Annotated in this window: 20 protein-coding genes; 4 read left to right on the top strand and 16 right to left on the bottom strand. The window is 32.5% G+C overall.

Annotated elements, in window-relative coordinates; all coding sequences use genetic code 11:
• Positions 1–293 precede the first annotated feature (293 nt).
• The 14 genes from ACFOOI_RS13985 to ACFOOI_RS13920 form a co-directional block, all read right to left on the bottom strand.
• Positions 294–2,561: an alpha/beta hydrolase family protein gene (locus ACFOOI_RS13985; protein ID WP_379838614.1), complete on the bottom strand. Its 2,268-nt coding sequence runs from the start codon at positions 2,559–2,561 to the stop codon at positions 294–296.
• A 257-nt stretch (positions 2,562–2,818) separates the two neighbouring features.
• Positions 2,819–4,429, bottom strand: coding sequence for a cysteine peptidase family C39 domain-containing protein (locus ACFOOI_RS13980; protein WP_379838613.1), 1,611 nt, complete (start codon positions 4,427–4,429; stop codon positions 2,819–2,821).
• Positions 4,426–5,772 (bottom strand): glycosyltransferase, encoded by a 1,347-nt coding sequence (locus ACFOOI_RS13975; protein ID WP_379838612.1) that lies wholly within the window; start codon positions 5,770–5,772, stop codon positions 4,426–4,428. The genes ACFOOI_RS13980 and ACFOOI_RS13975 overlap by 4 nt, the downstream gene beginning before the upstream one ends.
• 307 nt (positions 5,773–6,079) lie before the next feature.
• Positions 6,080–7,615, bottom strand: a complete 1,536-nt coding sequence (locus tag ACFOOI_RS13970) for a type 2 lanthipeptide synthetase LanM (protein WP_379838611.1) — start codon at positions 7,613–7,615, stop codon at positions 6,080–6,082.
• 46 nt (positions 7,616–7,661) lie between these two features.
• On the bottom strand, positions 7,662–8,276 hold the full coding sequence (locus tag ACFOOI_RS13965; protein WP_379838610.1) for a class I SAM-dependent methyltransferase: 615 nt from the start codon (positions 8,274–8,276) through the stop codon (positions 7,662–7,664).
• A 40-nt stretch (positions 8,277–8,316) separates the two neighbouring features.
• Positions 8,317–9,504 (bottom strand): hypothetical protein, encoded by a 1,188-nt coding sequence (locus ACFOOI_RS13960; protein ID WP_379838609.1) that lies wholly within the window; start codon positions 9,502–9,504, stop codon positions 8,317–8,319.
• Positions 9,505–9,705: 201 nt separating this feature from the next.
• Entirely contained in the window at positions 9,706–9,855 is a 150-nt protein-coding gene (locus ACFOOI_RS13955; protein ID WP_379838608.1) for a hypothetical protein, read from the bottom strand.
• 95 nt (positions 9,856–9,950) lie between these two features.
• A complete protein-coding gene (locus tag ACFOOI_RS13950) occupies positions 9,951–10,337 on the bottom strand; it encodes a class IIb bacteriocin, lactobin A/cerein 7B family (protein ID WP_379838607.1) in 387 nt (128 codons plus the stop codon).
• A 17-nt stretch (positions 10,338–10,354) separates the two neighbouring features.
• A complete protein-coding gene (locus ACFOOI_RS13945) occupies positions 10,355–10,720 on the bottom strand; it encodes a class IIb bacteriocin, lactobin A/cerein 7B family (protein WP_379838605.1) in 366 nt (121 codons plus the stop codon).
• Positions 10,721–10,751: 31 nt separating this feature from the next.
• Positions 10,752–11,099, bottom strand: coding sequence for a TOMM propeptide domain-containing protein (locus ACFOOI_RS13940; protein ID WP_379838604.1), 348 nt, complete (start codon positions 11,097–11,099; stop codon positions 10,752–10,754).
• Positions 11,100–11,132: 33 nt separating this feature from the next.
• Positions 11,133–11,312 carry a hypothetical protein gene (locus ACFOOI_RS13935; RefSeq protein ID WP_379838602.1) on the bottom strand — a complete coding sequence of 60 codons (180 nt, stop codon included), beginning with the start codon at positions 11,310–11,312 and terminating at the stop codon, positions 11,133–11,135.
• A 12-nt stretch (positions 11,313–11,324) separates the two neighbouring features.
• Positions 11,325–11,654 (bottom strand): NHLP leader peptide family RiPP precursor, encoded by a 330-nt coding sequence (locus ACFOOI_RS13930; RefSeq protein WP_379838601.1) that lies wholly within the window; start codon positions 11,652–11,654, stop codon positions 11,325–11,327.
• Between the two features lie 457 nt (positions 11,655–12,111).
• Positions 12,112–14,049, bottom strand: a complete 1,938-nt coding sequence (locus ACFOOI_RS13925; protein WP_379838600.1) for an adenylate/guanylate cyclase domain-containing protein — start codon at positions 14,047–14,049, stop codon at positions 12,112–12,114.
• A 107-nt stretch (positions 14,050–14,156) separates the two neighbouring features.
• The gene (locus tag ACFOOI_RS13920) at positions 14,157–14,462 is read right to left on the bottom strand and encodes a TOMM propeptide domain-containing protein (protein WP_379838599.1); all 306 of its coding nucleotides are present in this window, start codon (positions 14,460–14,462) and stop codon (positions 14,157–14,159) included.
• Between the two features lie 306 nt (positions 14,463–14,768).
• On the opposite strand from ACFOOI_RS13920, the gene ACFOOI_RS13915 reads away from it, so the two are divergent.
• Positions 14,769–17,804 carry a lantibiotic dehydratase gene (locus ACFOOI_RS13915; RefSeq protein ID WP_379838598.1) on the top strand — a complete coding sequence of 1,012 codons (3,036 nt, stop codon included), beginning with the start codon at positions 14,769–14,771 and terminating at the stop codon, positions 17,802–17,804.
• On the opposite strand, the gene ACFOOI_RS13910 is transcribed toward ACFOOI_RS13915, so the two are convergent.
• Both ACFOOI_RS13910 and ACFOOI_RS13905 read right to left on the bottom strand, forming a co-directional pair.
• A complete protein-coding gene (locus ACFOOI_RS13910; protein WP_379838597.1) occupies positions 17,794–18,537 on the bottom strand; it encodes a LytR/AlgR family response regulator transcription factor in 744 nt (247 codons plus the stop codon). The two genes, ACFOOI_RS13915 and ACFOOI_RS13910, sit on opposite strands and share 11 nt — an antisense overlap.
• 61 nt (positions 18,538–18,598) lie before the next feature.
• Positions 18,599–19,366 carry a sensor histidine kinase gene (locus tag ACFOOI_RS13905; RefSeq protein WP_379838596.1) on the bottom strand — a complete coding sequence of 256 codons (768 nt, stop codon included), beginning with the start codon at positions 19,364–19,366 and terminating at the stop codon, positions 18,599–18,601.
• Between the two features lie 524 nt (positions 19,367–19,890).
• Here ACFOOI_RS13905 and ACFOOI_RS13900 point away from each other — a divergent pair.
• From ACFOOI_RS13900 to ACFOOI_RS13890, 3 genes are all read left to right on the top strand, one after another.
• Positions 19,891–20,550, top strand: coding sequence for a response regulator transcription factor (locus ACFOOI_RS13900; protein ID WP_379838595.1), 660 nt, complete (start codon positions 19,891–19,893; stop codon positions 20,548–20,550).
• Positions 20,551–20,999: 449 nt separating this feature from the next.
• Complete coding sequence (locus ACFOOI_RS13895) at positions 21,000–21,884, top strand: ABC transporter ATP-binding protein (protein ID WP_379838594.1); 885 nt, start codon at positions 21,000–21,002, stop codon at positions 21,882–21,884.
• 5 nt (positions 21,885–21,889) lie between these two features.
• The gene (locus tag ACFOOI_RS13890; protein WP_379838593.1) at positions 21,890–25,459 is read left to right on the top strand and encodes an ABC transporter permease/M1 family aminopeptidase; all 3,570 of its coding nucleotides are present in this window, start codon (positions 21,890–21,892) and stop codon (positions 25,457–25,459) included.
• The last annotated feature ends 169 nt before the right edge of the window (positions 25,460–25,628 follow it).

Raw genomic sequence — 25,628 nt, 5'->3', positions numbered from 1 at the left:
TAATTGACATTTAGTAGACCCAATTTAAGCCAATAAATAATTGGCGGATATGTTAGGTTGGTATAGTTAAAAAAGCGGCTTTGAGTAATTTCTGAGTATTGTAACTTTTTAGGATCAACAAATAAACGCTTTGAGAAAATTATTAAATGGCGATTTTAAAGTTTGAAATAGGGAAAATAAAAAAGAGAAAAACCGTAGCAATGCGTCGAGTTTTTCTCTTTAATAACATTTTTTCTAAATAAGCGATTAGTATATTTCAAAAAAAAGGAAAATCTAATTTGTTAAAAAACGACTTATTTTAAATTTACGGCCAAGAAACCTAGCATAGTTTTGTACAATTCTACTTGGTTTTCTTCTTTGCCAAATCCGTGTCCTTCATTGTATTTTACCATATAAGGCACTTCAAATCCCTTTTTACGTAACCCTTCTACAATCTGATCCGATTCGTTGATGTTTACTCTTGGGTCGTTTCCTCCTTGAATTACAAACAGTGGTTTTTTAATAGCATCTATGTGATAAACAGGTGAAACTTCTTTTGCAATAGCTTCTTCTTTTGGATCTTCAATATCATACCATATTTCTTTGATCATTTTTAGGTAAGGCTTCCAATATGCAGGCATAGAGTTCATAAACGTAAAGATATTAGAAACGCCTACATAGTCTACGCCACAAGTATATAAATCAGGCGTTTTTTCCATTCCTCTCAAGACAGCATAACCGCCATGACTTGCACCATAAATGGCCACTTTTTCTTTGTCTACCCAGCCTTGGTCGATAGAATATTGTAAACCATCTTCCACATCGTCCATTAGTTTTCTACCTATTTGCTTAAAGCCAGACTTAAAAAACTCTTTACCATACCCCCCCGAAATTCTAAAGTTTACTTGTAAAGTAGCGTAGCCTCTACTTGCAAACAATTGTGTTTCAGGATTGAAGCCCCAATGATCTCTAATACCTTGTGGCCCACCATGAGGATTTACAATTAAAGGGACTTTTTTACCCTCTAAAGCCGCTTTTGGTAATGTTATATAACCATGTATTGTTTTACCGTCTCTACTTTTAAAGGTTATAGGACGCATTTCGGCCATGTCTTCCTCTTTTAATTGAGGCATTAAATCATACAGAAATTTAAATTCGTTTTTCTTCGAATCATAGGTATAATATTTCCCGACCAACTTATCGCTTGTAAGAGCTATGAGATACATAGACTCATCATCTGTATAGTCAGCGATTATATATTGGTAGTTCGGAAATTGCTTACTGATTGTCTTATCCAATTTTTTAAAATATGCACTTTGTGGAATCACAACTGATTTTTCACCTTCATATGAAAAATAAGCAACTTCGTAGTTTCTGTTTCTAGATAAAGAAATTCCGCTTACATCATATTCTGGGTTTGAAAAAACTGTTTTTATAGGCTTATTTAGTTTTAAATCGTACAACTGAATTTCAGTTTTATCAGAATTAAGGTTAGTGGCCACATAGGCATCATCTGGATTTTCAGAAGCATAATTATAACTTAAAATGCTAAAAGATTCTTCCATCGCAAGTTCTTTCAATAGATTAAAAGTTTTGCCTCCATCAACCGTATAATAGTATTGGGTAAAAATTCCATCTTTAATTTTTGAGTAACCCCTCAATTTCCCTTCTTTATCAAAATTATAACCTGCAATAGGATTTTGTGGGTCGTTGTTGGTAAAGAGTTGTTCTAGTTCACCTGTTTCCACATTCAATTTAAAAGGCTCATTAATTTGTGGATTATTCTTATTCATCTGAATAATAATATGCTCAGGATCTTCTTTTAGAAATGCCAAAATGCCAACTTTTACACCATCAAAAGGCGTTAGTTCTTTATTATTGGTGCCATCAATTTTCACTGAAAACAAATGATAATTTTCGTTTCCGCCTTTGTCCATCACATAAATTAAATGACTCTTATTTACCCAGCCATACCCACGTATTAGTTCTTCTTTTTCTTCTATTACCTTTTTTATTTCGCCCGTTTTTATGTCTTTTACATATACGTGGTTTTTAAGATTAGCGTCCTTTTCTTTGTAGGACATATAGTTGCCATCTGGCGAAAGCTGGAACGAAGATGCTTTTGGCTTAGCAAAATAGTCTTCTACTTTATATTTATAATTACCTAGGTCTTTAGCAGCTAGAGCCTTTAATTCTGCTTCAGTACTTGGCAAAGCGGTATTGCCAGGCAATTTGTTTTCAAACTTGGCCAAACTAAGCGGCAATTCCATACCTCCCTGTTTATATGTACCCAAAAGCTGGCTGTTTTCTAATTTGCCAACATAGGTAATGCCCATTTTGCTAGATGAAATTGTGACTTCATTAGCCTCGCTCGTTGTTTTGTCTAAGGGTATACCGCTTGCACCTTGCATGGGTACATCTAAAGTGGTAGCTAATCCGTCGTTACCATTTGTAATGTGAAAAATTAATTCCACCTTGGTGCCTTGCACCTCTATTGTGCCCTTCCAGTCTCCGGTAAAATCTTGTGCGTAGCTGTAAATACTTATAAAAATAAGTAAAATTAGTGTGATTGTTTTTTTCATTTTCATTAACGTGTTATTTGAAATTTTATATTATTAGTTTTTTTTAATTGTAGATGTTTTTTTTATAAAGGAGCGTTTTTTTGTATTATGTTATGAAAAACAACTCTCTAAAATTAATGCTATCTTAGAAAAAGATAAATAATGAAAGCTAGTCATTTTTACTTTGATATAATGGCTAACATTAACTATTTTATGGTTATTTTTAGGATAATCATTTAATTCTTAGAATAAAACAGAAAGCATGATATATAATAAGATTAGACCTGATTTTTACTTGATATTATCCTTATAAGTTTTGGTATCTCATGTATTTTATATGTGTCTGGGAATAAATTTTTGTTAAAAAATATACTTGGGTTTATTAGTGGAATTCTTGCTAAGAAAACCCAATTCATATTTGCTTCTAAAGCATTATAAATTTCAGGATTGTTAGCCTCTGTGTTACTAAAAAAACCTTTTATATCCTTTTCGTATGTAAAAAAATTAATTAAAGCCAATTTCTTTTCTTCATTTTCCATACTCAAAATATGTCTTATTATTGATTTTCCTCTTTGATCTTCAGGAGAATCTGGAACAAGTATAATTTTTATATTTATATTGTGATTTTTTGTGGATAGATCAAATAATTCTAGAAATCTTAATTTACTTAGAATGGAATTTGGGTTTAAAACAGCCAATAAATTATGTTCAGCTTCTTCATTCCCAATATTGACGGTTTTCATCTCTTTAAAAATGGGGGGAAGTGTTTGCTTATCTCTATACATTGCTTTTACATACTCAGTATTAAATTTCATTTTTTTATGTACATGAAATAAATTTTCATTAACAACTGAGTGAAACAAATGCTTTTTAATAAATACCCAAAAGACCACAACTAGGAGGATTAAAATTAGGTTTTGCCCTATCAAAAAAGGATTTATATTTTTATCAAAAAGAGGGACATTAAATAAGGTTGCAAATTCGGTTAGAACAAATGCTAAGGACCCTAAACATATTAAACACCAATTCTTTAATATTGCTATTTGATAATACAAACTCCATATTATGTAAAGTGTTGTTAATAGATTAAGCCATTTAAGAAAAACTAATGTTTGGTCAGAGTCTAAAAACAATAAAGTCGCTAAACTAGAAATAAAATAGATTAGTCCAATTTCAGTCCAAACAGGCTCACCAACTATTTTTCTACTGTCTAAATTAAGGCTTATGATAATATCATTTTTTAATTTTTTTGCTTTAGTAGAGCCTTCCTCTATACTATTATCTGAGTCTATAGTCAATCGAACAAGAATTGCAGATAATATCAAACCTATAATTTTTAAAAACAAAATGGCATAAAAAGTTATCGTTTGACCTGATGATATATTTTTATTAAATACTAAATAACCTAAAATGATAGCTAAAGAAGCAGAGATAAAAGGTGTTCGAAGTTTAGATAGTTTCTCAGCGATCAATTTAGATTTATAATTTTCTTCTTCTAAACCTTCAATGGGTTTTGCTATCAAAACAACTCCTTGCCATTTATGGGAAAATTCTGTTATGCTTTCTATTGTCGTTCCCTGCTGTTCATGATACCACTCTATTTCATTATTTTCTACGTCAACACTATTAATTAATATGTAACCATTACCATTTTCAAAATGAGCAATAGCAGGAAGTGGTATTTTTCCTAATTGCTTCGTATTAATCACCAAAGGTGCATTGAAAATATTAAATTCAGAAAGAATATTGCTTAAAGACATCAAACTAGGGAAAGTCGGTTCCTCTACAATCTTGTTCATTAAGCTTGAGGATGTTACTTTTACATTTTTAAGACTAAAAAGTCGTTTAATGACTCCCAACGTATTTAGTTCGTTAATTGATAGTGTCATGCTAATATCTTGTTTAGTAAGTCTTCATGATATTTATTGGTATATACAGTATTAATATTAGCCCTGAATTCATTTATTTTTATCTTGAAACTTATATCATACAGTAGTTTTTTTACTTTTGCCTGCATATAGTTTTTTTGTTCGTACATAAAATTACCTTTCAGTCCAATGCCATGATGTTCAACTTTTAAAGCATTTCCACATTGATCATAATGTATATCAAGAGGATAAACCAACATAGGCACTTTATAATATATACTTTCTTTTATTCCTCCTAGACCTCCATGGGTAATAAATAAATCAGCGATTTTCAGAACCTGAAGTTGGGGTACCTTGTAAAAAAATGCAGCATTTTTAAATACTCTGTGTTGTGCATATAGTGTCTGAACTACATATCTATTTACAGAACAAACTAAAAAAACATTTGGAATAGAATCTATAACTTCCAATACCATATTAATAAAATCTAGTAATCGTGGATGAGCATTCTCGAAAAATGTCCCAAAGCTGCAATAGACTATTTTACTTCCTTCATGTTTTTTTTCTAAAACACCTTCCCATTTTTCATCAAAAGCACTATCTAATTCAGTATCTACTCTATTTTCATGTTGGCTAAGCCCCAAGTAATGTTGATAATCTTTTTTAATTGCTGGAGAAAACTCAAATTCAAGAGGAAGAAGTAATAATTCAGGTATATTCTTAAAGGCTTTAATAAATTTATTTTCAATGAGACTGTGTTCTGATGGGATCTTGCTCCATCTTATCAGTTTTTGCATTTGTTTTTCTGAAACCCATTTAAGGATTGCATTTTGTGGAGACATTATTAACTCTGATAGTTTTATGGATTTATTTGTAGAATATTTGTTATTATCTTTCAACCAAACATTATCATCAACACTTGGATAACCCTCAACATTATAGGTTGATGGCATTGGATTAAAAAACGCTATTTTTATTTTTTTTGAATGTAAATAAAGAAATAAAAAATCAGTGCTACAGTAAACATCAACTAATACAACATCTGGTTTTACTTGTTCTAGTAACTCATCGATCTCATTTTTACGTTTCCAGTACAATTCATTTTTAAAATAACATTTAAGTATCGTTAGAAAACTTGCATTCTTCCTTTGGTCTAGGATAAAGTATTTTTCATTATTACAACCTGCTTTAAATCTTGAGATTTTGCAAGTTTTGAATCCGTTTTTGTGAGCAGACTCAGCTAATACTTTATCAGTTACTGCATAAGTAACCTCAAAATCTATTGAGAGCATATCAGCCAAGTAAAAAGAAGGTAATATGTGACTTCTGATTGAAGCTGGAATAAATAAAGCTTTTTTTTTCATAGATAATAGTTAACAAAATTGTTGAACAGACATTTGTTTTTTTATCTTATAAAAACCTGTTGGCCATTGAATATTCTTCACTAATCTACAACTTTAAGCAAACTATTGTAGTCAATTTTTTTGCTCTGCTTTCTTTTTCTCGACAGCAATTAATTTAGTGTTTTTTCTTTGAATATGCACAAATCGGTTTCTTTAATAATCACTTTCAAATTTTATACACCGACTTGCTGAATTTCGACTAAAAAGTCATTTATTTTTGATTGTCTATTGATTTATTTTTAAATGATTTAGAAGAATCAAAAAAAAATCACATATTCAGCCATCTATTAATATAGATCAACTGTTCATCTTTATGTTCTATGGAAAGTAAGTCAATTCTATGAAAAATATTTTCCATGCAATTTTTTTCAAATACTTTTAAAGCATTTTCACTTTCTAAATAATTATTTTGACTGCCAAGAGTAAAAATTGGTATGTCTCCATTGAGCATTTGCTTCATTTCAAAATCAAGGATAAACTTGAACTTTTCCATATTGCCTCCTTGAAATGCTTTCGATAATAAGAATCGCAGTTTTTTGGTAAATTCTTCAAAACTTGACATGAAAGCAGGTAATCTCATATATTTTAAAATTTTGAAGTATACAAAAGTTGGTCGCCAAACGTAACGAACCTCATTGTTGTTAAAAAGATGTAATGGGGAATTACTAAACTTTAATTCATCTTTTGAGTTGAAAAACATATCGTAGGCAGAAGAAAAACCATTAATGAATTGTTCTTTGTAATCATTTGCAAAAATGTATGTACCATCTAAGACAGGAATATTTTTGTCTACTATTTTTCTTGTTGTGAAGCGAGTTGTTCTTTTCGAATTTATTGTATTTGAGTTTATAAATGTTTTCACTAGTTCCGATACTTCAATATTCCCATTCACTCCATATCCAACAATATCTATAGGTGTTCCTGAGTTTGGATTTATGATTAAAAAACTTTCTAAAACTGAAAAAGGAGGTATTTTATGTTGAAAATCCCAAGTCCGAAAAGATTGGTCTTCAAAAAAGGGCTGAATAATAGTTTCATGATCAATCATTACAGGATTATTCCCTGATGCAATTACATTTTCATGATGACAATCCTTGCTACCTAAAAGTAAAGTAACCGCTAATAATATTCCAGATTTAAAGTAATATTCTTTTAAATCTTCATCTGAATTTAATTTTTCACTTCTTACAAATTCTATCCATCCATAATTCACACAATCCACAATTTTAAAAGTTTTTAGGTCTGTTTTTAGTTTAAGATTAACCCAATCAATAAAAGAGTTATAAGAATTGGTTATACCAATATTTCTCGGTTTGTATATTAGCTTTGTACCATCCGATAAATGTAATAAAGCGGTACCTTCACCATTATGACCATCCCCTAGGCCTGTATCAATATCAACAATTTTAATTTTACCTAAGTTAAACTTAGTTTTTAATTTTTCAATATCCTCTTGAAAACGGGTAAAGATGTTTTCAATATGTTTTGAAAAATTATTGGTTTTAATCATTAGAATTTTATCTAAAACAGGATAATCTCTTACCAAAGACAAATTTATTGTCTTTATAAATTCATCGAAATTAGAATTTCCATTCTCAATAAAATTTTCCAATTTTGTTTGCAAAGTAACCTCTGCAGTAGAGCTTAACTCTTCCAATAATTTGTGTTTTAATTTATCCATTACCAAGATTGATAATTGTAAATCAGGATTAATTATTAAACTTTCTGTATAAGGTAAAATAACCTCAACAAACGGGATTGTTTTGAAATTTTCATTAATTAAATATCGGGCTTGCTGGATCATCTTCTGATTGTTATTTTTTGAGTGAATTGGAAAATTAATGGTAGTTTTAATCAAGAGGCATTATGTTTGGATTTACTAAAATCCCAAGTCCAAAGTGAAAAGGATAATTGAACATTCTATAGCCAGTTGCATTAGCAATATCAATTACAGCACGTTTAACCTCTGGGAAACTTTCTGTATCATGAAAAATAGCACAATCACTATTTTGAGCAGCCCAAAGTCCACATTCATATGTTTCCTTGTAGTCATGAACAATATCAACGTGAGCAAAATCATAATGATTTGTATCATTTGGTATCCAATTCTGATAGTCTGACTTAATTAAAGTTATGTTTTCATAAATAGACAGTCTTGCTTTTGTTTTATCAAAATGCCCTCCTCTATAAAATGTATGCTTGTCACCTTCAAAGGTGTCTATACCTATAATTTTATCAAAAAAATTGGATAGAACCACAGTTGAATAACCAAATTCGACCCCAAATTCAATACAAGATTCTCTACCTATATTAAATTGGACAAGTATATCCTCAATTATTATTTCTAATCCTCTCCAAGCTGAGAAAATATTTATCATTTTTTCGGGGCGTTTTTTGCTAACAGGCTCATATATTAGCATTTCAGTTCTCGAAGAGGGTTTGCCTTTAACTATTTCTTTTATCATAATCTGTAAATTTGATTAAATGAGAGTTTTGTGAAGATTTTTAACTCATAGCATATTCTATAACTTGCTCCATTCGAAAATTTGATGATGTTTCACTTATTTCGAATCTCAACTTATCTATCATTTTAAAATCTACCAATGTATTTTCCTCAAACCTATCAACCAATTCGAGAAAAATACCCCAGTAATTAGAATTATCGTCTGGGTGTGGAATATGACCCGATACCCCAAGTTGTTGTAATCTCTGAGCTATATCTTCACGGTCGTAACACAGTGTACCTATTGTAAGAGCTGGAACTTTGTTCATAATCGGATAATGGTACATTCCTGAACCGCATTGATGAATAACAAGATCTGAAATTCTACAGATATAGTTTAATGGAAGAAGTTTTTTATAAAAAACTTCTTGCTTATATTCTTCATTTATTTTGCAGTTACAAGTAGTAATAACAGCGTAATTACGTTTTACAAAGAACTCTATAAAATTTTCTATTGGTGTCCTATCTATTGTGCCAGTTGTGATAAATACAATTAATTTTTTATTATTATTGTTAAAAAACTCATCTAGTCCATTAGACAGATTTTTTGAGGGCTTGTCCATTACAAGAAGAGGACCAGAGTAAAAATAGGATTCTTTATCTTCAATATTTTTTGGTAAAAGTTCAATAGATGGTATCCCAGGAATAATTTTTGCTTTTGGTTTAATGTATTTTTGTAAAAAGAACTTGTCAGAGTGATCGAATTCTGATATTTCGGAATTATTGGTATTTAAACCAAAAGAAGATATATCTGTTTTTTCGCCTTTCTGTAATGAATGTACATGATTACTATTCCTAAAATTATTATCAATAGATCTAAAATTACCTGTTCTTTGAATAGAAATTCTGGGGATATTGTTTTTTTCTGCTATGAGAGGAGTCGTAAAAGAAGCATCCTCAATAATCAGCCTTGGCTTTAATTTTTCATATGCTTCTTTCTCTTTTTCTATTACATATTTTATTATTTTCAAATTATCTTTAGACATTAGCATACATTCTTTTTCATCATTAAAAAAATCTGATGAGACACAATTTATACCCTGAATTTTAAGAAAGTTTTGAATATTCTTGCTGACTAAAAAATGGTTTTTAATTTCAGTGTTCTTCTTTAAATGTTTATGGTGTAAAACATATAAAGGAATTAAATGAGATAGTCCGCCAGCAAAATATGGTATATTTAAAATATTCATAAGATTTTTATGCTTTTTCTTATACTAATTTTAAAAATTTAGTGAATATTAAAGTTTTGACAATTTTTTGGATAATTGTCAAATCAAATAATTTTAAAATCAGTATTATTTTTAATTGATTTTTAAAGTGCACTATTTGATTGACTTGTGAATGGCTATTTAATTTGATGAATAAAGTCAGTATATAAGCACATTAGCCAATTAGTTTTTATTATTTTTATACGTACCAGACAATAATAATAAAATAGCTCCTAAAAGCCCCAATCCAATCATTATGTATGGATTGTCGAAAATTTGAGCTATGAAAATCGAAGCGAAACCACTAAACAGATATATATTTTTTTTACTCATTTTTTTAGAAAATAAGGTAAATGTAAAACAAATTTGAAACAAATTTTATCTTAAATATGATTTCAAAGTGTTTCAAATTCGTTTTCATGTTAATATTAATAATTATTAATAATGGTAGTATTATTAGTAGTACCACCACCACCTTTGCTCCCAGCAGCAATTCCAATAACAAGTCCAACTAGAAAACATCCTCCATATAAACAAAGCGGAGTGCTACCACCCGCAACCATTTCTAATTGTTCATCGGTTAATTCTAATTCACTAAACTCTGCTCGTGAAGGTAAATTGAGATAAATAATATTGTTGTCACCTTGATCTTCGACTACAATTTTTTGTTTTCCACCTTCAAGGTAAATAGGGTTTCCTATAAAATTTTCAATTGTTTGAATTGGATTATTTATGAGGCTTTTTTTGAATGATTCGTCTTTCCAAGATTGTGAAATTAATCCATTAAAAAGACTTTTATTTTCTGTAATGTTCATAATATTTTTAATTTTAATTATCTTAAAGCCTCCCCAATTCCTTTACCAACAGTAACACCTGCACCTACCATGGCAGCACATACTACAAAATATCCTGCATACAAGCACCAAGGAGTTGATCCACCTGCAACCATTTCTAACTGTTCATCAGTTAATTCTAATTCATCAATGCGACCCTTTTTCGGAATGTTTAAATAAATTGTAGACTCTTCTGATTGATCTTGTACAACCAAGGTTAGACCATTAGGGATAATTAATTCATGTCCTATAAAAGTCTCAATTGTATTTACGGGATTTGCTATCAATGTTTTTTTAAATGCATCATCTTCCATCGCTTTTTGTACAACTTCAGCGAACATTGTTTGTTCTTGTGTAATTTCCATAATATATAATTGTTTAAGTTTTTAAAATAAATTATTTGAAAGTAATTGTCGGCGGATTGTAAATTGTTCCTGGAAAAGGATTTGGTGTACAGGTTTCTCCATTAGGTCCACCAACAACTCCCCCCGCTGCAGCCTCTAGTTGATCCTCGTTTAGTTCAAAGTCCATCTCGGGTTTTGCAGGGATATTGATATAAACAGTTGATTCATCCATTTGGTCACGTACCAACAATGTTTTCCCCGCTGGTATATTCAACTTTTCCCCAGTCAATTTTTCAATAGCAGCTACTGGGTTTGCCGTCAATTCATTTTTAAAATCTGCATCATCCCATGCCTTTTGTACCACTTCTGCGTACAGTTTTTGTTCTTGTGAAAATTCCATTTTGCTTAATTGATTATTTGTTAAAAAATATATTTATTGAGTACCTCCATCTAATTTTGGATTTCTTATTAAATCTCTTAAATCTGGAATGTTTGGTATATAAATAACACCACCAGATACTGCATCTAACTGATTATCATCCAATTCCACATCTATCGACTTTTTTTCTGGCTTTTCAGTAGCTTTGGCCGTTGTTTTTTTTGCGTTTTCCATTTTGTTTAATATTTAAATTTTAATAAATTTTTCTAGGGTTGGAAATAAGTCTTGTACCAACTTGTTCCACATCATTTGTCCACCACCAGCTATATTTTCCAATTGCTCTTCTGACAATTCCATGTTTTCCATTTCGGGCTCAGCGGGTATGTTTACATATACTTTAGACTTGTCAGTTTGGTCAATGATAACTAACTCGCGTCCTTCGGGCAATTCCACCTTTACGCCTGTAAGCTTTTCTATCTCCTCTATTGGGTTGCTTATCAAAGCCTTTCTAAAGTTTGTGTCTTCCCATGCTTTGGAAATTATTGCCTGTAAAACTTGTTGCTTTTTATGTTCCATTTCTTTGTTTCTGTTTTACAAATTTATCTTTGATTTTTATGTCATAATTGCCAAAATAACCGTGAAAAATGACTTTTATATTTTAGCTTAACTTTTTTCTTTTTCTAATTTCTATGTTACAAATGTATCGCTGGTTTTTAAGGTATAAATGCCAAAATAACTGTGAAAAATGACATTTAGGCTTTAGCTTTCTTTTTTATCAAATACTAGTATTTCAGTTACTTAAATACTGTTTTTTATTTTGATAATATAAAGATAATGAGGGTTTTATAGGCAAATCTGCCAGAAGTTAGTACAAAAAAGACAATACGTGTTTTTGTAATAGCAAGAAGTTAAAAGGGAGAACAGATAGATTAAATTATGTAGCTGTATTTCGTTCTATGCGGAGTGCTAGAATAATTGGATTTTGATTTTAAGTAGAGTAGTTTTTTGAGGGGATATAGCAGTTGCTTCGCTATTAGGTCTGTGTCTTCAAGTTCACAAAATACATTTTTACCTCCCCTTTGCCCTTGGCGGCAATTTCGCCTCGGTATTCAAAATCGAACTCTGGGTAGTCTTTTACGATGTCATAAAGGGTCTCGCTGATATTTACACGACCAACCTCACAGTTGCTTTCCATTCGGCTAGCGGTATTTACGGTGTCGCCCCATACGTCGTATTGGAATTTTTTAACCCCCACTATACCTGCCACTATGGGTCCTGCATGTATTCCGAGCCGCATTTCAAAGGCGGGTATGTTATTCTGCTTATTTTCAGCCACTCTTATGGTGATAAAATCTTGCATTTCTAGGCCAGCCAAAAGTACATTCCTAAATGAATGCTCAAAAGGATGCGGCAGCCCGCCGGCCGCCATATAGGCGTCGCCTATGGTTTTTATTTTTTCTATTTGGTATTTTTCTACAATGAGGTCAAAGGCTTTAAAACATACGTTTATTTCTTCAACCAAACTTTGTGGGGTCATGTTGGCGGCCGTTTGGGTAAAGGACTTGAAGTCTGTAAAAAGGATAGACACCAAGTTGTGTTCTTGGGTGTTTACGCTCCCTTTTTCTTTAAGCTCCTCGGCTATTTCCTCAGGTAAGATGTTGAGCAAGAGCTCCTCAGATCTATCTTTTTCTATTTTTAATGCGGCCCTCGACTTCCTCACAAAATTCAAACTACTCCACAAACCGCCCGCCACAAGCATCATTAGACACAAAGTGGCTATTATATAATTTCTTTGTTTTTCTTTTCGTTGTACTTCTTCTTTATGCTTCAGCTCGGCCAAGTGCTGCTTTTTTACAAAAGACAGGCTGTCTACTAACTGTTGCTTTTGAAACTCCATGGTCATCATTTTATTGGAAGTTTCTTCAATTTTCAGGCTGTCGTTTAAGCTACTAATTTTTTCGTGATACTCTAAAGCTAATTGAGTTTCACCCATAAACTTGTATGATTGATAAAGACATTTGCAGGCCTCTTCTTGTATGGCTATTGCTTTTAACTGTAGAGCGTATTTATAGCCTAGTTTACATTTTTCTTCAGCCTCTTTGTATTTGTTTTGTTTTATTAATACAGTTCCTATAGATATTCTAGCACTACTTTTATATTGTAAGCTATTCTGTTCTTCAGCAAATTTTAAACAGCGATTATAATAAAACAGAGCTTTTTCATAGTTTGATTCTGTAAAATAATATTCTCCAAGATTTGAAAGGATTTCTATTTCTAATAGTCTGTCGTCTTCTTTTTCTGCTATGGCTAGTGCTTGTTTAAAGTTTGAAAGAGCTTCGCTACTTTTTTTTTGCTTCATAAATATATAACCATTTTCTAGTAGTATTTTGGCAACACCTTTTTTATCATTAAGTTTTTTATAAATAACAGAAGCTCTATTGTAGTAAATTATTGCATTATTGAAATCTTTTAATTTTGAATAAATACCACCAATATTTGATATAATAGTTGCTGACAAAATTTCATTTTTAATTTCCTCTTGAACCTTTAAAGCTTTTAAATAATACTCAATAGCTTGAGAGTATTTACCAACACTATAGCTCAATGCTCCAAAATTATTGAGAATTCCTGATTCTCCTTTTTTATAATTTTCTTTTTTATATGCAGCTAAAGCATTAACAAAATAATATTCAGCTTTATCAAAATCACCTAAGTCAAAATTTAACAAACCCATGTTCTCATTGCATTCTCCTATTTTTCTAAAAGCAAGGAGTTGGTTATATAATTTATGGCTTTTTTCAAAATTTAATAATGCTTTTTTTAAATCGCCATTTTTATAATTTGACACTGCTATTTTATACAGACTATCCGCAGAATCGGATGTTTTGTCATTTTTTTTAAATTCTTTCTTTTCTTGTTGCCCAACACCAATTTGAGAATCTAAAAAGATAAATAGTATGAATATTAACATTAAATGCTTCACATGAAAATAATATAGCGGTAGTCAAAAAAAAACGTATATTTCAAATTAATGATAATATACGTTTAAATAATTTAATACAAATAATTATTTAAAAATCATCCTATGGGTCCTTGAGTCCTGATAGGATCCCCACCCCCAGAAATAAAGTCCAATTGGGCCTCATTTAATTCCACATCTAGTTCCTCTTTCTTGGGTTTTGCAGGAATATTAATAAAGAAAGTAGTATCATCTGATTGGTCTACTACTGCTATTTTCTTGCCTGTGGGCAGTTTTACGTCTTTTCCTAATAGACCCTGCAAAGTAGATACTGGGCTGTTAATAAGATTGTTTTTGAAGCTGGCGTCGTCCCAGGCTTTGTAAATAATTTCGTTTAAGCTTTTTGAATCTTTTGATAAGTCCATAATCGTATTAATTTTTTGTGATAATAAATTTTACTAGTGTTTTCGATAAGAGAAAACTATTTATATGTAAAAGTAGGAATCACGCTAGGCGTAAATCAGACAAAAAATAAGACAAAACTGCCAAATCGGTCATTCAAATAGTTAAATGTGCCTATTTTCCTTTGGCGACTTGGGTAAAATCAATCAAGAGTATGAATTTTAATCATTAAGCTAATATTTTGAGTTGGAAACACTTGGCGATATGGACATTAAGATATATTTTTAGTAACTTTATTTTCTACTAAGATTAAGTTTTTTTCTTACAATATGCATAACTATTCCTTTTATCCGCAACTCGTGTTGAGAACCCCTACTTCAAGTTTTGATACTAATATTAACTTTGAAAGGCTCAGTGAAGCAATAAAAGACAGAGCTTTTATGGAAGCTGTATACTTAGCCTCACCTGTGCTTTTTAGGGCAGCAATGGATGTTAAGGATTTTTCATTAAAAGAAAATCAAAACATCGCCTATTCTCTTGCAAAATATTTGATGCGTAGTAGAACCCGCTGTACGCCTTTTGGTCTTTTTGCAGGGGTAGGAGTGGTAAATTGGGGTTCTAGTACAAACATTACCATTAGTAACTGTTCTGATAGGCATACGCGTCTCGATATGGACTATTTATGTGCCTTGGCCTTGTATCTAGTTAAAATCGACTGCGTAAGGCAAAGTGTTTCTTTTTCTCCCAATTCAAGTATTTATTTAATTGATGATGACATTAGGTATATTGAATACAACTACATTGGCGGTATTAGGGAGCATCAAATTAGCTCGATAAAAAATAACGAATACATTAGTGCAGTTTTGTCCATAGCGAGGTCGGGAGCTAATATGCAAGAGATTGTTTCCACTATTGGTTCCGAAGATATTTCTGAAGAGGAGGCTTTTTCGTTTGTAAACGAATTAATAGATTGTCAGTTGTTAATAAGTGAATTGGACCCTGCAATAACGGGTGCAGAGTTTTTATCTCAAATTCTTTCTGTTTTAAATCAGGTAAGGCTTAAAGACCCTCAACTAGTTTCAATATTAGATAAGCTATGTAAAACGGAGGCACTGTTATTAAAGCTTGATAATAGAATGGCCAATGGGACGGATTTTTATCTGCAAATTATAGAATTACTTAAAGCTATTGGGGTGCCGTTTGATGAAAGTAAGCTTTTTCAAGTAGATAAAAATATTGTAACTTCCTCAAGTACAATAGATTCAAAATTTCAATTGGGGATTTTGAATGCCATTAAACAGCTCAGCTCTCTAAGCGGTGATTTACAAAGGCCCAATATCTCAAATTTTATTGCTAGGTTTTATGACAGATATGAAGACGAAGAAGTTTCATTGCTACACGCTTTAGATACCGAAATGGGTGTAGGCTATTTAGACAATATAGCAGGAGACTTTACGCCGCTTATAGACGGAGTTAGGCTTACCGAGACGAAAGGCATTGATAAGATTTCCTGGACAGAAAACCAAAAAAAAATATTTAGGTTATTAAACAGAACTTATATAAATAAAAAGTACGAAGTTATGTTTTCAGAGTTTGGCTTTGAAGAGTCAAATGTCAAACCTGATTTGTGTGCCTCTTCTTCGGTTATGTTTAGAATAGTAAATGAAAAACAAATAGTCTTAGAAAACGTAGGCGGCAGTAGTGCCGCAAATCTAATAGGTAGGTTTGCTCATGCTCATGCAGGTATAAAAGCTATGGTGATAGATATAGCCCAACAGGAGCAGGATTTAAATAATGAGGTGGTTTTTGCTGAAATTGTACATTTGCCAGAAAGTAGAATTGGTAATATATTGTTACGTCCAGGATTCAGGGACTATGAAATTCCTTTTTTGGCGAATTCTTCTAAGGATATTGACCATCAATTTTTATTGAAAGATATTTTTATTTCAGTCAGACATAATAAGATTTTTTTAAGACACAAACCTTCCAATACACTCATTGTTCCCCGTTTGGGGTCTGCTCATAATTTTACTTATAATGCATTGCCGGTTTATCAGTTTTTATGTGACTTGCAGACACAAAATTTTCAGGCAGGAGTTGGTTTTAGTTGGGGGGACATTGGCAAGGAATTTACTTTTTTGCCAAGGGTAGTTTTAGACAACGTAATACTAAGCCCTGCCATGTGGCAGTTTAATCATAGGCAAATCTTAAGAATTTGTAAATTAGAATCAGTTGAGGATATTTTGAAATGGAGAAACGAAGAAAGTCTTCCGTCTACTTTTTTATTTACCGAAGGTGATAATGAGCTTTTTATTGATACTTCAAACTGTGTTTTGTTTGATATTTTTAAAAGTGCAATAAAAAATAAAACGTGGGTGGTTTTAAAAGAGAGTTTTTTAAATAACGCCATGCCAACAAAAAATGCTCAGGGTGAGCATGTTGCTAATCAGTTTGTTGCTGCACTTATTCGTAATGAGCCTGTATATACCAATCTTAATTTGGAATTAAACAACGAAGAAATAAAGCGAAACTTTAGCATAGGCTCAGAATGGCTTTATTTAAAGTTTTATTGTGGTGCCAAATCTGCTGATAACATATTACAAAATGGAATAAAGTGGGTAGTTGAAAAGGCTCAAAGTGAAAAATGGATAGATAAATGGTTTTTTATAAGATATACTGACCCTAACTCACATATTAGAGTGCGGTTTCACTTAACCAATAGTTCTCATCTGCAGTCTATAGTAGATCTTGTAAAGCTTTACGTTAAGCCATTTGAAGGTATTTGGAAAATACAAACAGATACATACAAAAGAGAGCTGGAGCGATATGGGTATAATACAATTTCGCAAGCGGAGACTATTTTTTACCTAGACAGCACAGCCTATCTAGATTTTTTGGAGGCTACTGACGGAGACCTTCGTGAGGGTACTAAATGGCTTTGGGGCTTAAGGTCAATAGATAAACTTTTGAACATTTTTGGGTATTCTTTACAAAACAAAAAAAATCTGGTTGAAAGTATTAGAAATGGGTTTGCAGCAGAATTTCGGATGAACCAAGATCTAAAAAGCCAACTGGATAAAAAATATAGAGAAAACAAAAAAGAGATTGGTGAATTTTTAGAAAATAGCGATAATTATTTAGACGAGATTTGGGATTCTAGAATGGGTGTTTTGGAAAAAACTGCGAATGAAATTGGAACACTAAACCCTAAAGTCGATCAGCTGTTAGCAAGTTTTATTCATATGCATATCAATAGATTAGTTAGCTCTAATCAACGCCTGCATGAACTTTTGATGTATGATTTTTTGCTGCGGAACTATATTTCACAAATTGCAAGACAGAAAAAACAAACGGTTACTGCTTAAGCATTTTGTTTTCTAGCATTGCAAAAAAACTATCTCTATAAGTGATGCCAAGCGGAATTCTGTCTTTTTCATTTAACAATACAATCTCTCCTCCATCTATAACTTTAATTTGATTAAGGGCTATTATGTAAGTTTTATGGGTTCTGAAAAAATGCTCACTAGGAAGGCGTTCTTCGAGTTCCCTCATAGACAAAAGCGTTATGATTTGTTCGCGTTGTTTGGTATATATGGCCACATAGTTTTTCATAGACTCAATATACATAATCTCTGAAAATAAAATTTTGACAAATTTACCTTTGCGGTCGGCCTTTACTAAAATGAAATCATCGAGGGTGTCTTTAGAGTTTTGGGTTTTATTTGTTTCTGATGTCCCAAGCCTCAATTGTGCTTTTTGGCAGGCCTTTAAAAAAGCCTCAAATGGGATGGGTTTTGTGAGGTAGTCTACTATGTCATATTTATATCCTTCTAGAGCATAGTCGGTGTAGGCAGTTGTTAGTATAACCTTCGACTTTCCCTTAAGTAACTCTAAAAAACCTATTCCGGATATATTAGGCATATTAATATCCAAAAAAACTAGGTCTACGTCGTTTTCTTGGGCATAATTGAGAGCTGCTATTGGGTCTAAGAAGGCAGCCTTAAGGTTTAGATACGAAAGTTTTGCAACATAGTTTGAAAGAATAGCGATGGCGGCCTCTTCGTCATCAACAATTATACAATTTATGTCTGTGTTCATTTAGTTATATGGTTAGGGTTACTATTGATTCTGTAATTTAAGTATATATCAAAATAAAACATTATTTTTTCCACCTAATGTTCAAAAACACTTCGTAGATGTCGATTGTTTCGTTGGCATATAAATCGTAGTTATGGTCGTAATATATTTCAAGTCGTCTTTTAATATTCCCCAAGCCTATAGCAGTGGTTTCTTTGTCTTCAAAATCGACACGTTTTTTGTTTTTACACACAAAATATAACGCATCTTTATCTACTTTGATCGAAATGTAAATGGGGTTTTCAGCGTCATCTATTATGCCATATTTAAAAGCATTTTCTACTAAACTTATTAATATTAGGGGAGGAATAGCAAAAAAAGAAAATAGTCCTTCTTTTTTAAACTCCACGCATAGCCTATTGCCAAATCGTAGCTTTTGTAAATACAAATATTCCTCAATCATATTCACCTCGCTTGCTATCGTGGCTTGCTCATGCTTGGTACTTTCTACACTGTTTCGCATTAGTCTTGTTAGGCTCATGATGGCCTCTCCTGACTCTTTATCTATACTCGCCACCTTGTTATAAACAAAGTTAAGGGTGTTAAACACAAAGTGAGGGTTAATCTGAGCTTTCAAAAAATCTATTTCAGTTTTTAATAGTTTTTTTTCTGCCTCTAGTCTAAGTTTTTGATCTTTAATTGAGTTGAGGTATACCCAATATGCGTAAGCATAAATGGTAGGCTGGTAAATTCTCCAAATTTCATATGCAAAGTAGTTTTTTAAGATACTTTTATCTTTTGGAAAGTTTATTTTATAAATATAAAAATCAAAAAAGTATTTAAATGCCACTAATAAAATTACTAAAAAAAAGCTAACTATAATTGCCTTAAGTATTTTCTTAGGAAGTTGAGGTATAAAAGCCCCAAACAATATTGCATAAAAGCATAGAATAAAGTATACTATGTTTTTAATAAAGCTACTGGGGATTATTGCAGCTATACTGACTGAAAAGCAAAACTCAATTAAACAATAAATTGTCCAACCCAAGATGTGTTTCTTGATTATTTGTTTGTTGTTACGTACGAATTGGTTAATTCCATATAGCAATTTTAAAAATTTGGATTGAAGGTGGATTATTTCATTTTGCATATATAATGGATGAATTGGTGTAATATAATTTGCAGAGAAACCTTAACCAATTTTCTTTGAATCATTAAAATTAATCATTCCACAAATTAAATGAAATTATGAAATCTACAAAGTTAACTATTAAAAAAAGTACAATTACTAAACTCGGCAATGTAACTGGTTTCAGATCAGGATCCAAAAGGGAATTTGAAACTATATTTACTACTTATTTCTTTTAAGAAAAAATGAATAATTCACAAACAATATTAATTGGCCACCGTAGTACTTTGCTATGTGAGGTGTTGAGAGAAGCTCTCGAGCACCGCCAGTATAATGTAGTTTCATATACTACCTCTGGAGCTGATTTTCAAAAAAAACGAATGCTCTTTCAACCTGACATTTTGGTTATCAGTAACTCGTTGGAGGGCATGTCTGGTATAGAAGTAATAAAAGAAATGCAACAAGCCAACTCCGCTACTAAGTGTCTTTTTATGTCAAAAGATGTTAACGAAGCACAAACTGTGTTTCATAATTTAATAGTAGAAGGACATATTCCTACATATGTAAGTATGAGCGAGTTTTTTTATGCACTACAAGAGGTTTCTGTAGGTAGAAAATACACCTCGCCTACTATCGAAAAAATGTTTTATCAAACTCCAGACAATGAGAGTGTCTCGGTTACGGATGCCACATTATTGAAGGCACTTACTCGCCGAGAAATTGAAATTATGCAAGCACTTGCTAACTCTTTTACAACTCCTCAAATTGCTAGTCGCTTGTTTATTAGTACGGCCACAGTAAATAACCATCGGGCCAATATTATGCAAAAACTAGATATTAAAGGTAGAAATCAGTTAATGGGAATTGCAATTGCCTTAAAGCCGTATTATTCTTGGGTTGCATAGGTTTTCGTATAGGCAATATCCAATTTGGTACATTTTTTTTGCAAACCGTTTTCAATAATCGCACCTTTGAATCATAAATCAAGACACGCTATTAGTGTCCACACACTTAAAAATAGAATAAGTTCCACACAACTTGTTTTAAACATTACACACACAATTTTTAATAATAGCACTGCCACACAAAAAATAGAAGTCAAAAAGAAATAACCGCCCTCTCTCCTGAATCTCATGGAGAGGGGCGGCATATTCTTCACTTACGTAAGTAGTATTTTGAGTGGTATATTTTCCCAAATATCTGAAACTCCATTTTTTTTTCATGTACTCTCACTTTATTGGAAAATTAGTATTCGTATAGGGAATACTTCATTTGATATTTTAATTTTTAAGGTTAGAAAGAAAGTATAGTTTTTTGTTTAAATATAAAATCCTCAGATTGAACCAAGAATCAAATGACTTTAATAATTCAAAATCTCTCGAAAACGTATGCCAACGATGTAAAGGCACTTAATAATGTCAACCTAAATATTCCCAATGGCATTTACGGACTTTTGGGTCCTAATGGTGCCGGCAAATCCTCTTTGATGCGGACAATCGCTACTATACAAGAGCCAGACAGCGGCACAGTGTTTTTTAATAATATAGACGTAGTAAATCAAAAAGACGAGATTCGACAGGTATTGGGTTATTTGCCTCAGGAGTTTGGTGTGTACCCAAAAGTTAGTGCTGAAACTCTACTAAACCACTTGGCATTGTTAAAAGGTATTACCGATAGCAAACAGCGAAAAGATACGGTGGCTTATCTTTTAGAAAAGACAAATCTAACCTCTCACAAATCCAAGGGGCTGGGAAGTTACTCTATAGGTATGAAACAGCGGTTTGGTATAGCCCAAGCCTTACTTGGAAACCCAGAGCTGCTTATTGTAGACGAACCCACCGCAGGCCTCGACCTCGCTGAGCGAAATCGATTCTATAACCTCTTGTCTAACCTCAGCGAAGACCGTGTGATTATACTTTCTACCCACATAGTGGAAGACGTAAAGGAACTTTGTAAAAAAATGGCGATCATGAACAAAGGTCAGGTTGTCTACGAAGGCCGTCTGGTTGATGCCATTAATGATATAGATGGATTTATATATGAAGCTATGCCCAAAAACAAAGATGTAGAGGTGGAGTTTTTGAAAAATGGATATAACGTAATTTCTGAAAAAATGAAAATGGGAGATCCCGTTTTTCATATTTATTCGGAGAAAAAACTCGAGCAATTTAAACTCGTTCAGGCAGACCTTGAAGATGTATATTTCAAACACATTGTTTCACCTACACAAACCTTCTAATCGCCATGTGGATAAACTTTTTAAAGTTTGAGTTTAGCTACCGAAAAGCTAGGCCAGCTACTTACGTTTCTTTTTTTCTATTATTTTTTTTAGCTTTTGTTTTTACTGCTACACCAGTCAAAGAAATATTTCTCTTTAGCGAGCAAATAAAAGAAAACGGAACTTATGGGATTTATAGCCTAAGCACCATTATGGGTACCATTTCTATCTTTATTATTTCCTTTGTTATGGGGGGGGCTATTTTAAGAGACTTTGAAAACAACATGGAAGCCTTGTTTTTTACTACCAATATCAAAAAGTTTGATTATCTATTTGGTAGGTTTATAGGCTCCTTTATTGTGCTATGCCTTATTTTATTAAGTATCCCCTTGGGTTTGATGCTGGGTCAGGCTATGCCTTGGCAAGAGGCACACCGATTGGGTCCTTTTCGTTTGTTTAATTATTTTAATCCTTACTTTTTTTATATTCTTTCAAATGCCTTTATTTTGTCTGCGGTGTTTTTTATGGTCGGGGCTTTGAGTCGAAAAATGATTTATGTGTTTCTTCAAGCCTTGGTTTTCTTTGTTTTAAATCAGTCGCTCAGTAAGCTCTTTACAAAAATAGAGCTAGAAAAAACACTTTCTTATATGAACCCCCTTGGGTTTGAGGCCTATTTTTCCCTTGTTAAATATTGGACTATCAGTCAAAAAAATGTGAGTAGTATTCCCTTCAGAGGCGATTTTCTATTCAATCGCTTGATATGGCTTTTTGTAGGAGTGCTAATCTTGATGCTTACCTATTATTTGTTTTCGTTTAAAACAATCATCAATTCAGGCAAACCCCAAAGCAATGTTGCAACAAAAGAAAAAAGACGGTTTGGTGGAGCTCCCATGCCTTATGCTTACAAGAACTTCTATGAGCATAAAGACAAAGTGCTGGGCATGGCTCAAGTATACTTTTTGGAAGTAGTAAAAAGCATTCCTTTTGTGGCGTTTTCTATTTTAATGGTCCTTATATTTTTTGTGTTGGGCAATAACCTTAAGGGTAGCTATGGTTCTGGCCTGGTGCCTTATGTCAGTATTGTTTTAGAACCACTTAGTGATATAGTGGGTACTTTCGCTCTCGTGTTGATGATCATCTTTGTGGGTGATTTGGTATGGCGTGAGCGAGACGTTAAGTTTAATATGATTCAAGACGCTTTGCCTGTGCCTTCTTGGGTAATCTTGACGGCCAAATATTTAGGTTTGGCTTTGGCTTTTGGTGTATTTATGGGCTTAGGAATCTTGGCTGGGGTTTATTTTCAAACGGTAAGGGGCTTTTTTGATTTTCAATTGAATCTTTATCTTCAATTGATTCTAGGAAATTTTTATATCAACCTTCTGATCTTGATGTTTCTGGGATTTTTTATTCATGTTGTTGTCAATAATAAATATTTAGGTCACGCAATATTTTTGGCAGTAATATTTAGTGATTTTGTATTCAGTAAATTAGGTATTTTAACCCCTTTTGTTAAGTTTGGTTCAGGTTCATTGGCTAAGTATTCTGACATGAATGGCTTTGGGCATTCTTTGCCGTTGTATTTATGTCTTACCGTTTATTGGTTAGCTATAGCCGTTATACTTTTTATTTTAGCAGCTAAATGGATGGTAAGAGGTGCCGAGGAGAGCATTTTAACGCGTGTTAAAACCGGGAAAACAAATGGATTTCAAAAAACTGCGATTGGTCTATTAACAATATTGGCTTTAGGTTTAGGTGGCGTAGTATATTACAACACAAAAGTGCTCAACACCTACCAAACAGAAGAGGAAGATATAAACGAACAAGTGGCGTTTGAAAAGGATTTGAAAAAATATGATAATGCTAGCCAGCCTAAAGTGGTAGATGTAAAGCTAAATATGGAACTATATCCCTCTACCCGAGATTTTTTTGTCCAAGGGCATTACTGGTTAAAAAACAAAAATGAGGAGCTAATACTGGAGGTGTACGTTCAGCAAAATTTTGATAATCAACTCTTGGTTAATGCTTTAAAAATAAATGTGGCTAATAAGCTGGATGATAAATATGTTAAAAAACATGGGTTTTATATTTTTAAACTGGATAAGCCTTTACAAAATGGAGATAGCGTTTTGCTTGATTTTGAAATAAAACATGAAACTAATGGGTTTGAAAAAAGCTTTGGAAAGGTTCAAGCAGCAGAAAATGGTACTTTTATTAATAATAGTTATTTTCCTACCATAGGTTATATGTCTATTATGGAACTTCAAGACCCAAAAAAGCGAAAAGAGAAAGGCTTGAAAGCCAATGACTGGGTTTTGAAGAGAAAGGGTAAAAATGGGCTTTCACGTTCAGCCTTTAATCAGGGGGCAGACTTTGTTAATTTCGAGGCTACAGTGGGTACTGAGTTAGACCAAATAGCTATTACACCTGGATATCTGCAAAAAGAGTGGATAAAAAATAATAGGAGGTATTTTTCATATAAAATGAATAAGCCTATGGTTAATTTATACTCCATAGTTTCTGCTAGATATGAAGTAAAAAGAGAAAACCACAATGGTGTAAATTTGGAGGTTTTTTATCACCGAAAACACGCTGCTAACATAGGCCGTATGATGACGGCTATGAAAAACACGCTGGATTATTATCAAAAAGAGTTTGGTCCGTATCAGTATAGTCAGTTGCGAATAATGGAATTTCCTCGATTTATGACTTTCGCACTGTCGTTTGCAAATACCGTCTCTTACAGCGAAATCATGGGTTTTGTTTCAAAAATAGACGATTCCATAGATCCTGATTTTGTCACTTTTGTAACTGCTCAAGAGGTTGGGTATCAATGGTGGGGGCACCAAAATGTGCCTGCGGACCAAGCGGGCTCTTTAATGCTCCCCGAGTCGCTTGTCGAGTATTCTGCTTTGATGGTAATGAGCAAAAACTCAAATGCTCTCCAAATGGAAAATTTCCTTAAATATGAGCTTAAAGAATATCTTTCTAGCAGGCCAAGAGAGTTAAAGAAAGAGGTGCCTTTGGGGGGCTTCGAAAATCAAGCTAATACACATTGCACAAAAGGCTCATTGGTGCTTTATGCTATTCAGGATTATATCGGAGAAAAAAAACTTAATCAAGGTTTGAAAAACTTCTTATTCAAGTTTAAAAACGGTTTGAATCAGCCGAAGCCCATTTACCTTACATCTAAAGATTTGGTTAGAGAAGTGCGGGCAGTGATGCCAGATAGCTTGAGTTACTTAGTTACTGATCTTTTTCAAAAAATCACTTTGTATAATTTCCAAACCAACAAAGCAAGCCAAAAATCTCTAAATGGGGGATACGAGGTTTCGTTAGACATTAGTGCAGAGAAACTTTATGCCGATGAAATTGGCAAAGAAAGTCCGCAGAAATTTAATGAGTGGATTTGGGTAGGTTTATATGGTGAAAATAGAGGGGGCAAAGAAAATCTGATTTATTACAAACGCCATAAAATAAAAGAGGGCCAGCAAAATATAAAAGTTTGGGTAAAAGAAAAGCCTAAAAAAGGCGGAATAGATCCCCTGCTTATCATGATTGATAAAGTGCCAAGCGACAATATCCTTGATATTGACTAAACTAAGAGTTTGCTATTTTAATCCACAACACGTTTACAGCAGTAGCTTAATTGTTGCTGTTGTTTTTTTTGTTTCTACCCAAAACCAGAATGTAAAATCTGTCAGTTTTTTTATTTGGATTTAAATTAAAATCGGCCAATGTGTCATGTATGGTTTTGTTTTACATTCA

It is taken from the genome of Lacihabitans lacunae, from assembly GCF_042649125.1.
Lineage (GTDB): Bacteria > Bacteroidota > Bacteroidia > Cytophagales > Spirosomataceae > Leadbetterella > Leadbetterella lacunae.
The sequence above is the reverse complement of the archived record's forward strand: the minus strand, read 5'-3'. Positions and strand labels throughout refer to the sequence as shown.

Coding starts and splice junctions, on each gene's coding strand:
- ACFOOI_RS13985 (WP_379838614.1), bottom strand. CDS start 2,561: ATGAAAAAAACAATCACACTAATTTTACTTATTTTTATAAGTATTTAC.
- ACFOOI_RS13980 (WP_379838613.1), bottom strand. CDS start 4,429: ATGACACTATCAATTAACGAACTAAATACGTTGGGAGTCATTAAACGA.
- ACFOOI_RS13975 (WP_379838612.1), bottom strand. CDS start 5,772: ATGAAAAAAAAAGCTTTATTTATTCCAGCTTCAATCAGAAGTCACATA.
- ACFOOI_RS13970 (WP_379838611.1), bottom strand. CDS start 7,615: ATGATCCAGCAAGCCCGATATTTAATTAATGAAAATTTCAAAACAATC.
- ACFOOI_RS13965 (WP_379838610.1), bottom strand. CDS start 8,276: ATGATAAAAGAAATAGTTAAAGGCAAACCCTCTTCGAGAACTGAAATG.
- ACFOOI_RS13960 (WP_379838609.1), bottom strand. CDS start 9,504: ATGAATATTTTAAATATACCATATTTTGCTGGCGGACTATCTCATTTA.
- ACFOOI_RS13955 (WP_379838608.1), bottom strand. CDS start 9,855: ATGAGTAAAAAAAATATATATCTGTTTAGTGGTTTCGCTTCGATTTTC.
- ACFOOI_RS13950 (WP_379838607.1), bottom strand. CDS start 10,337: ATGAACATTACAGAAAATAAAAGTCTTTTTAATGGATTAATTTCACAA.
- ACFOOI_RS13945 (WP_379838605.1), bottom strand. CDS start 10,720: ATGGAAATTACACAAGAACAAACAATGTTCGCTGAAGTTGTACAAAAA.
- ACFOOI_RS13940 (WP_379838604.1), bottom strand. CDS start 11,099: ATGGAATTTTCACAAGAACAAAAACTGTACGCAGAAGTGGTACAAAAG.
- ACFOOI_RS13935 (WP_379838602.1), bottom strand. CDS start 11,312: ATGGAAAACGCAAAAAAAACAACGGCCAAAGCTACTGAAAAGCCAGAA.
- ACFOOI_RS13930 (WP_379838601.1), bottom strand. CDS start 11,654: ATGGAACATAAAAAGCAACAAGTTTTACAGGCAATAATTTCCAAAGCA.
- ACFOOI_RS13925 (WP_379838600.1), bottom strand. CDS start 14,049: ATGTTAATATTCATACTATTTATCTTTTTAGATTCTCAAATTGGTGTT.
- ACFOOI_RS13920 (WP_379838599.1), bottom strand. CDS start 14,462: ATGGACTTATCAAAAGATTCAAAAAGCTTAAACGAAATTATTTACAAA.
- ACFOOI_RS13915 (WP_379838598.1), top strand. CDS start 14,769: ATGCATAACTATTCCTTTTATCCGCAACTCGTGTTGAGAACCCCTACT.
- ACFOOI_RS13910 (WP_379838597.1), bottom strand. CDS start 18,537: ATGAACACAGACATAAATTGTATAATTGTTGATGACGAAGAGGCCGCC.
- ACFOOI_RS13900 (WP_379838595.1), top strand. CDS start 19,891: ATGAATAATTCACAAACAATATTAATTGGCCACCGTAGTACTTTGCTA.
- ACFOOI_RS13895 (WP_379838594.1), top strand. CDS start 21,000: ATGACTTTAATAATTCAAAATCTCTCGAAAACGTATGCCAACGATGTA.
- ACFOOI_RS13890 (WP_379838593.1), top strand. CDS start 21,890: ATGTGGATAAACTTTTTAAAGTTTGAGTTTAGCTACCGAAAAGCTAGG.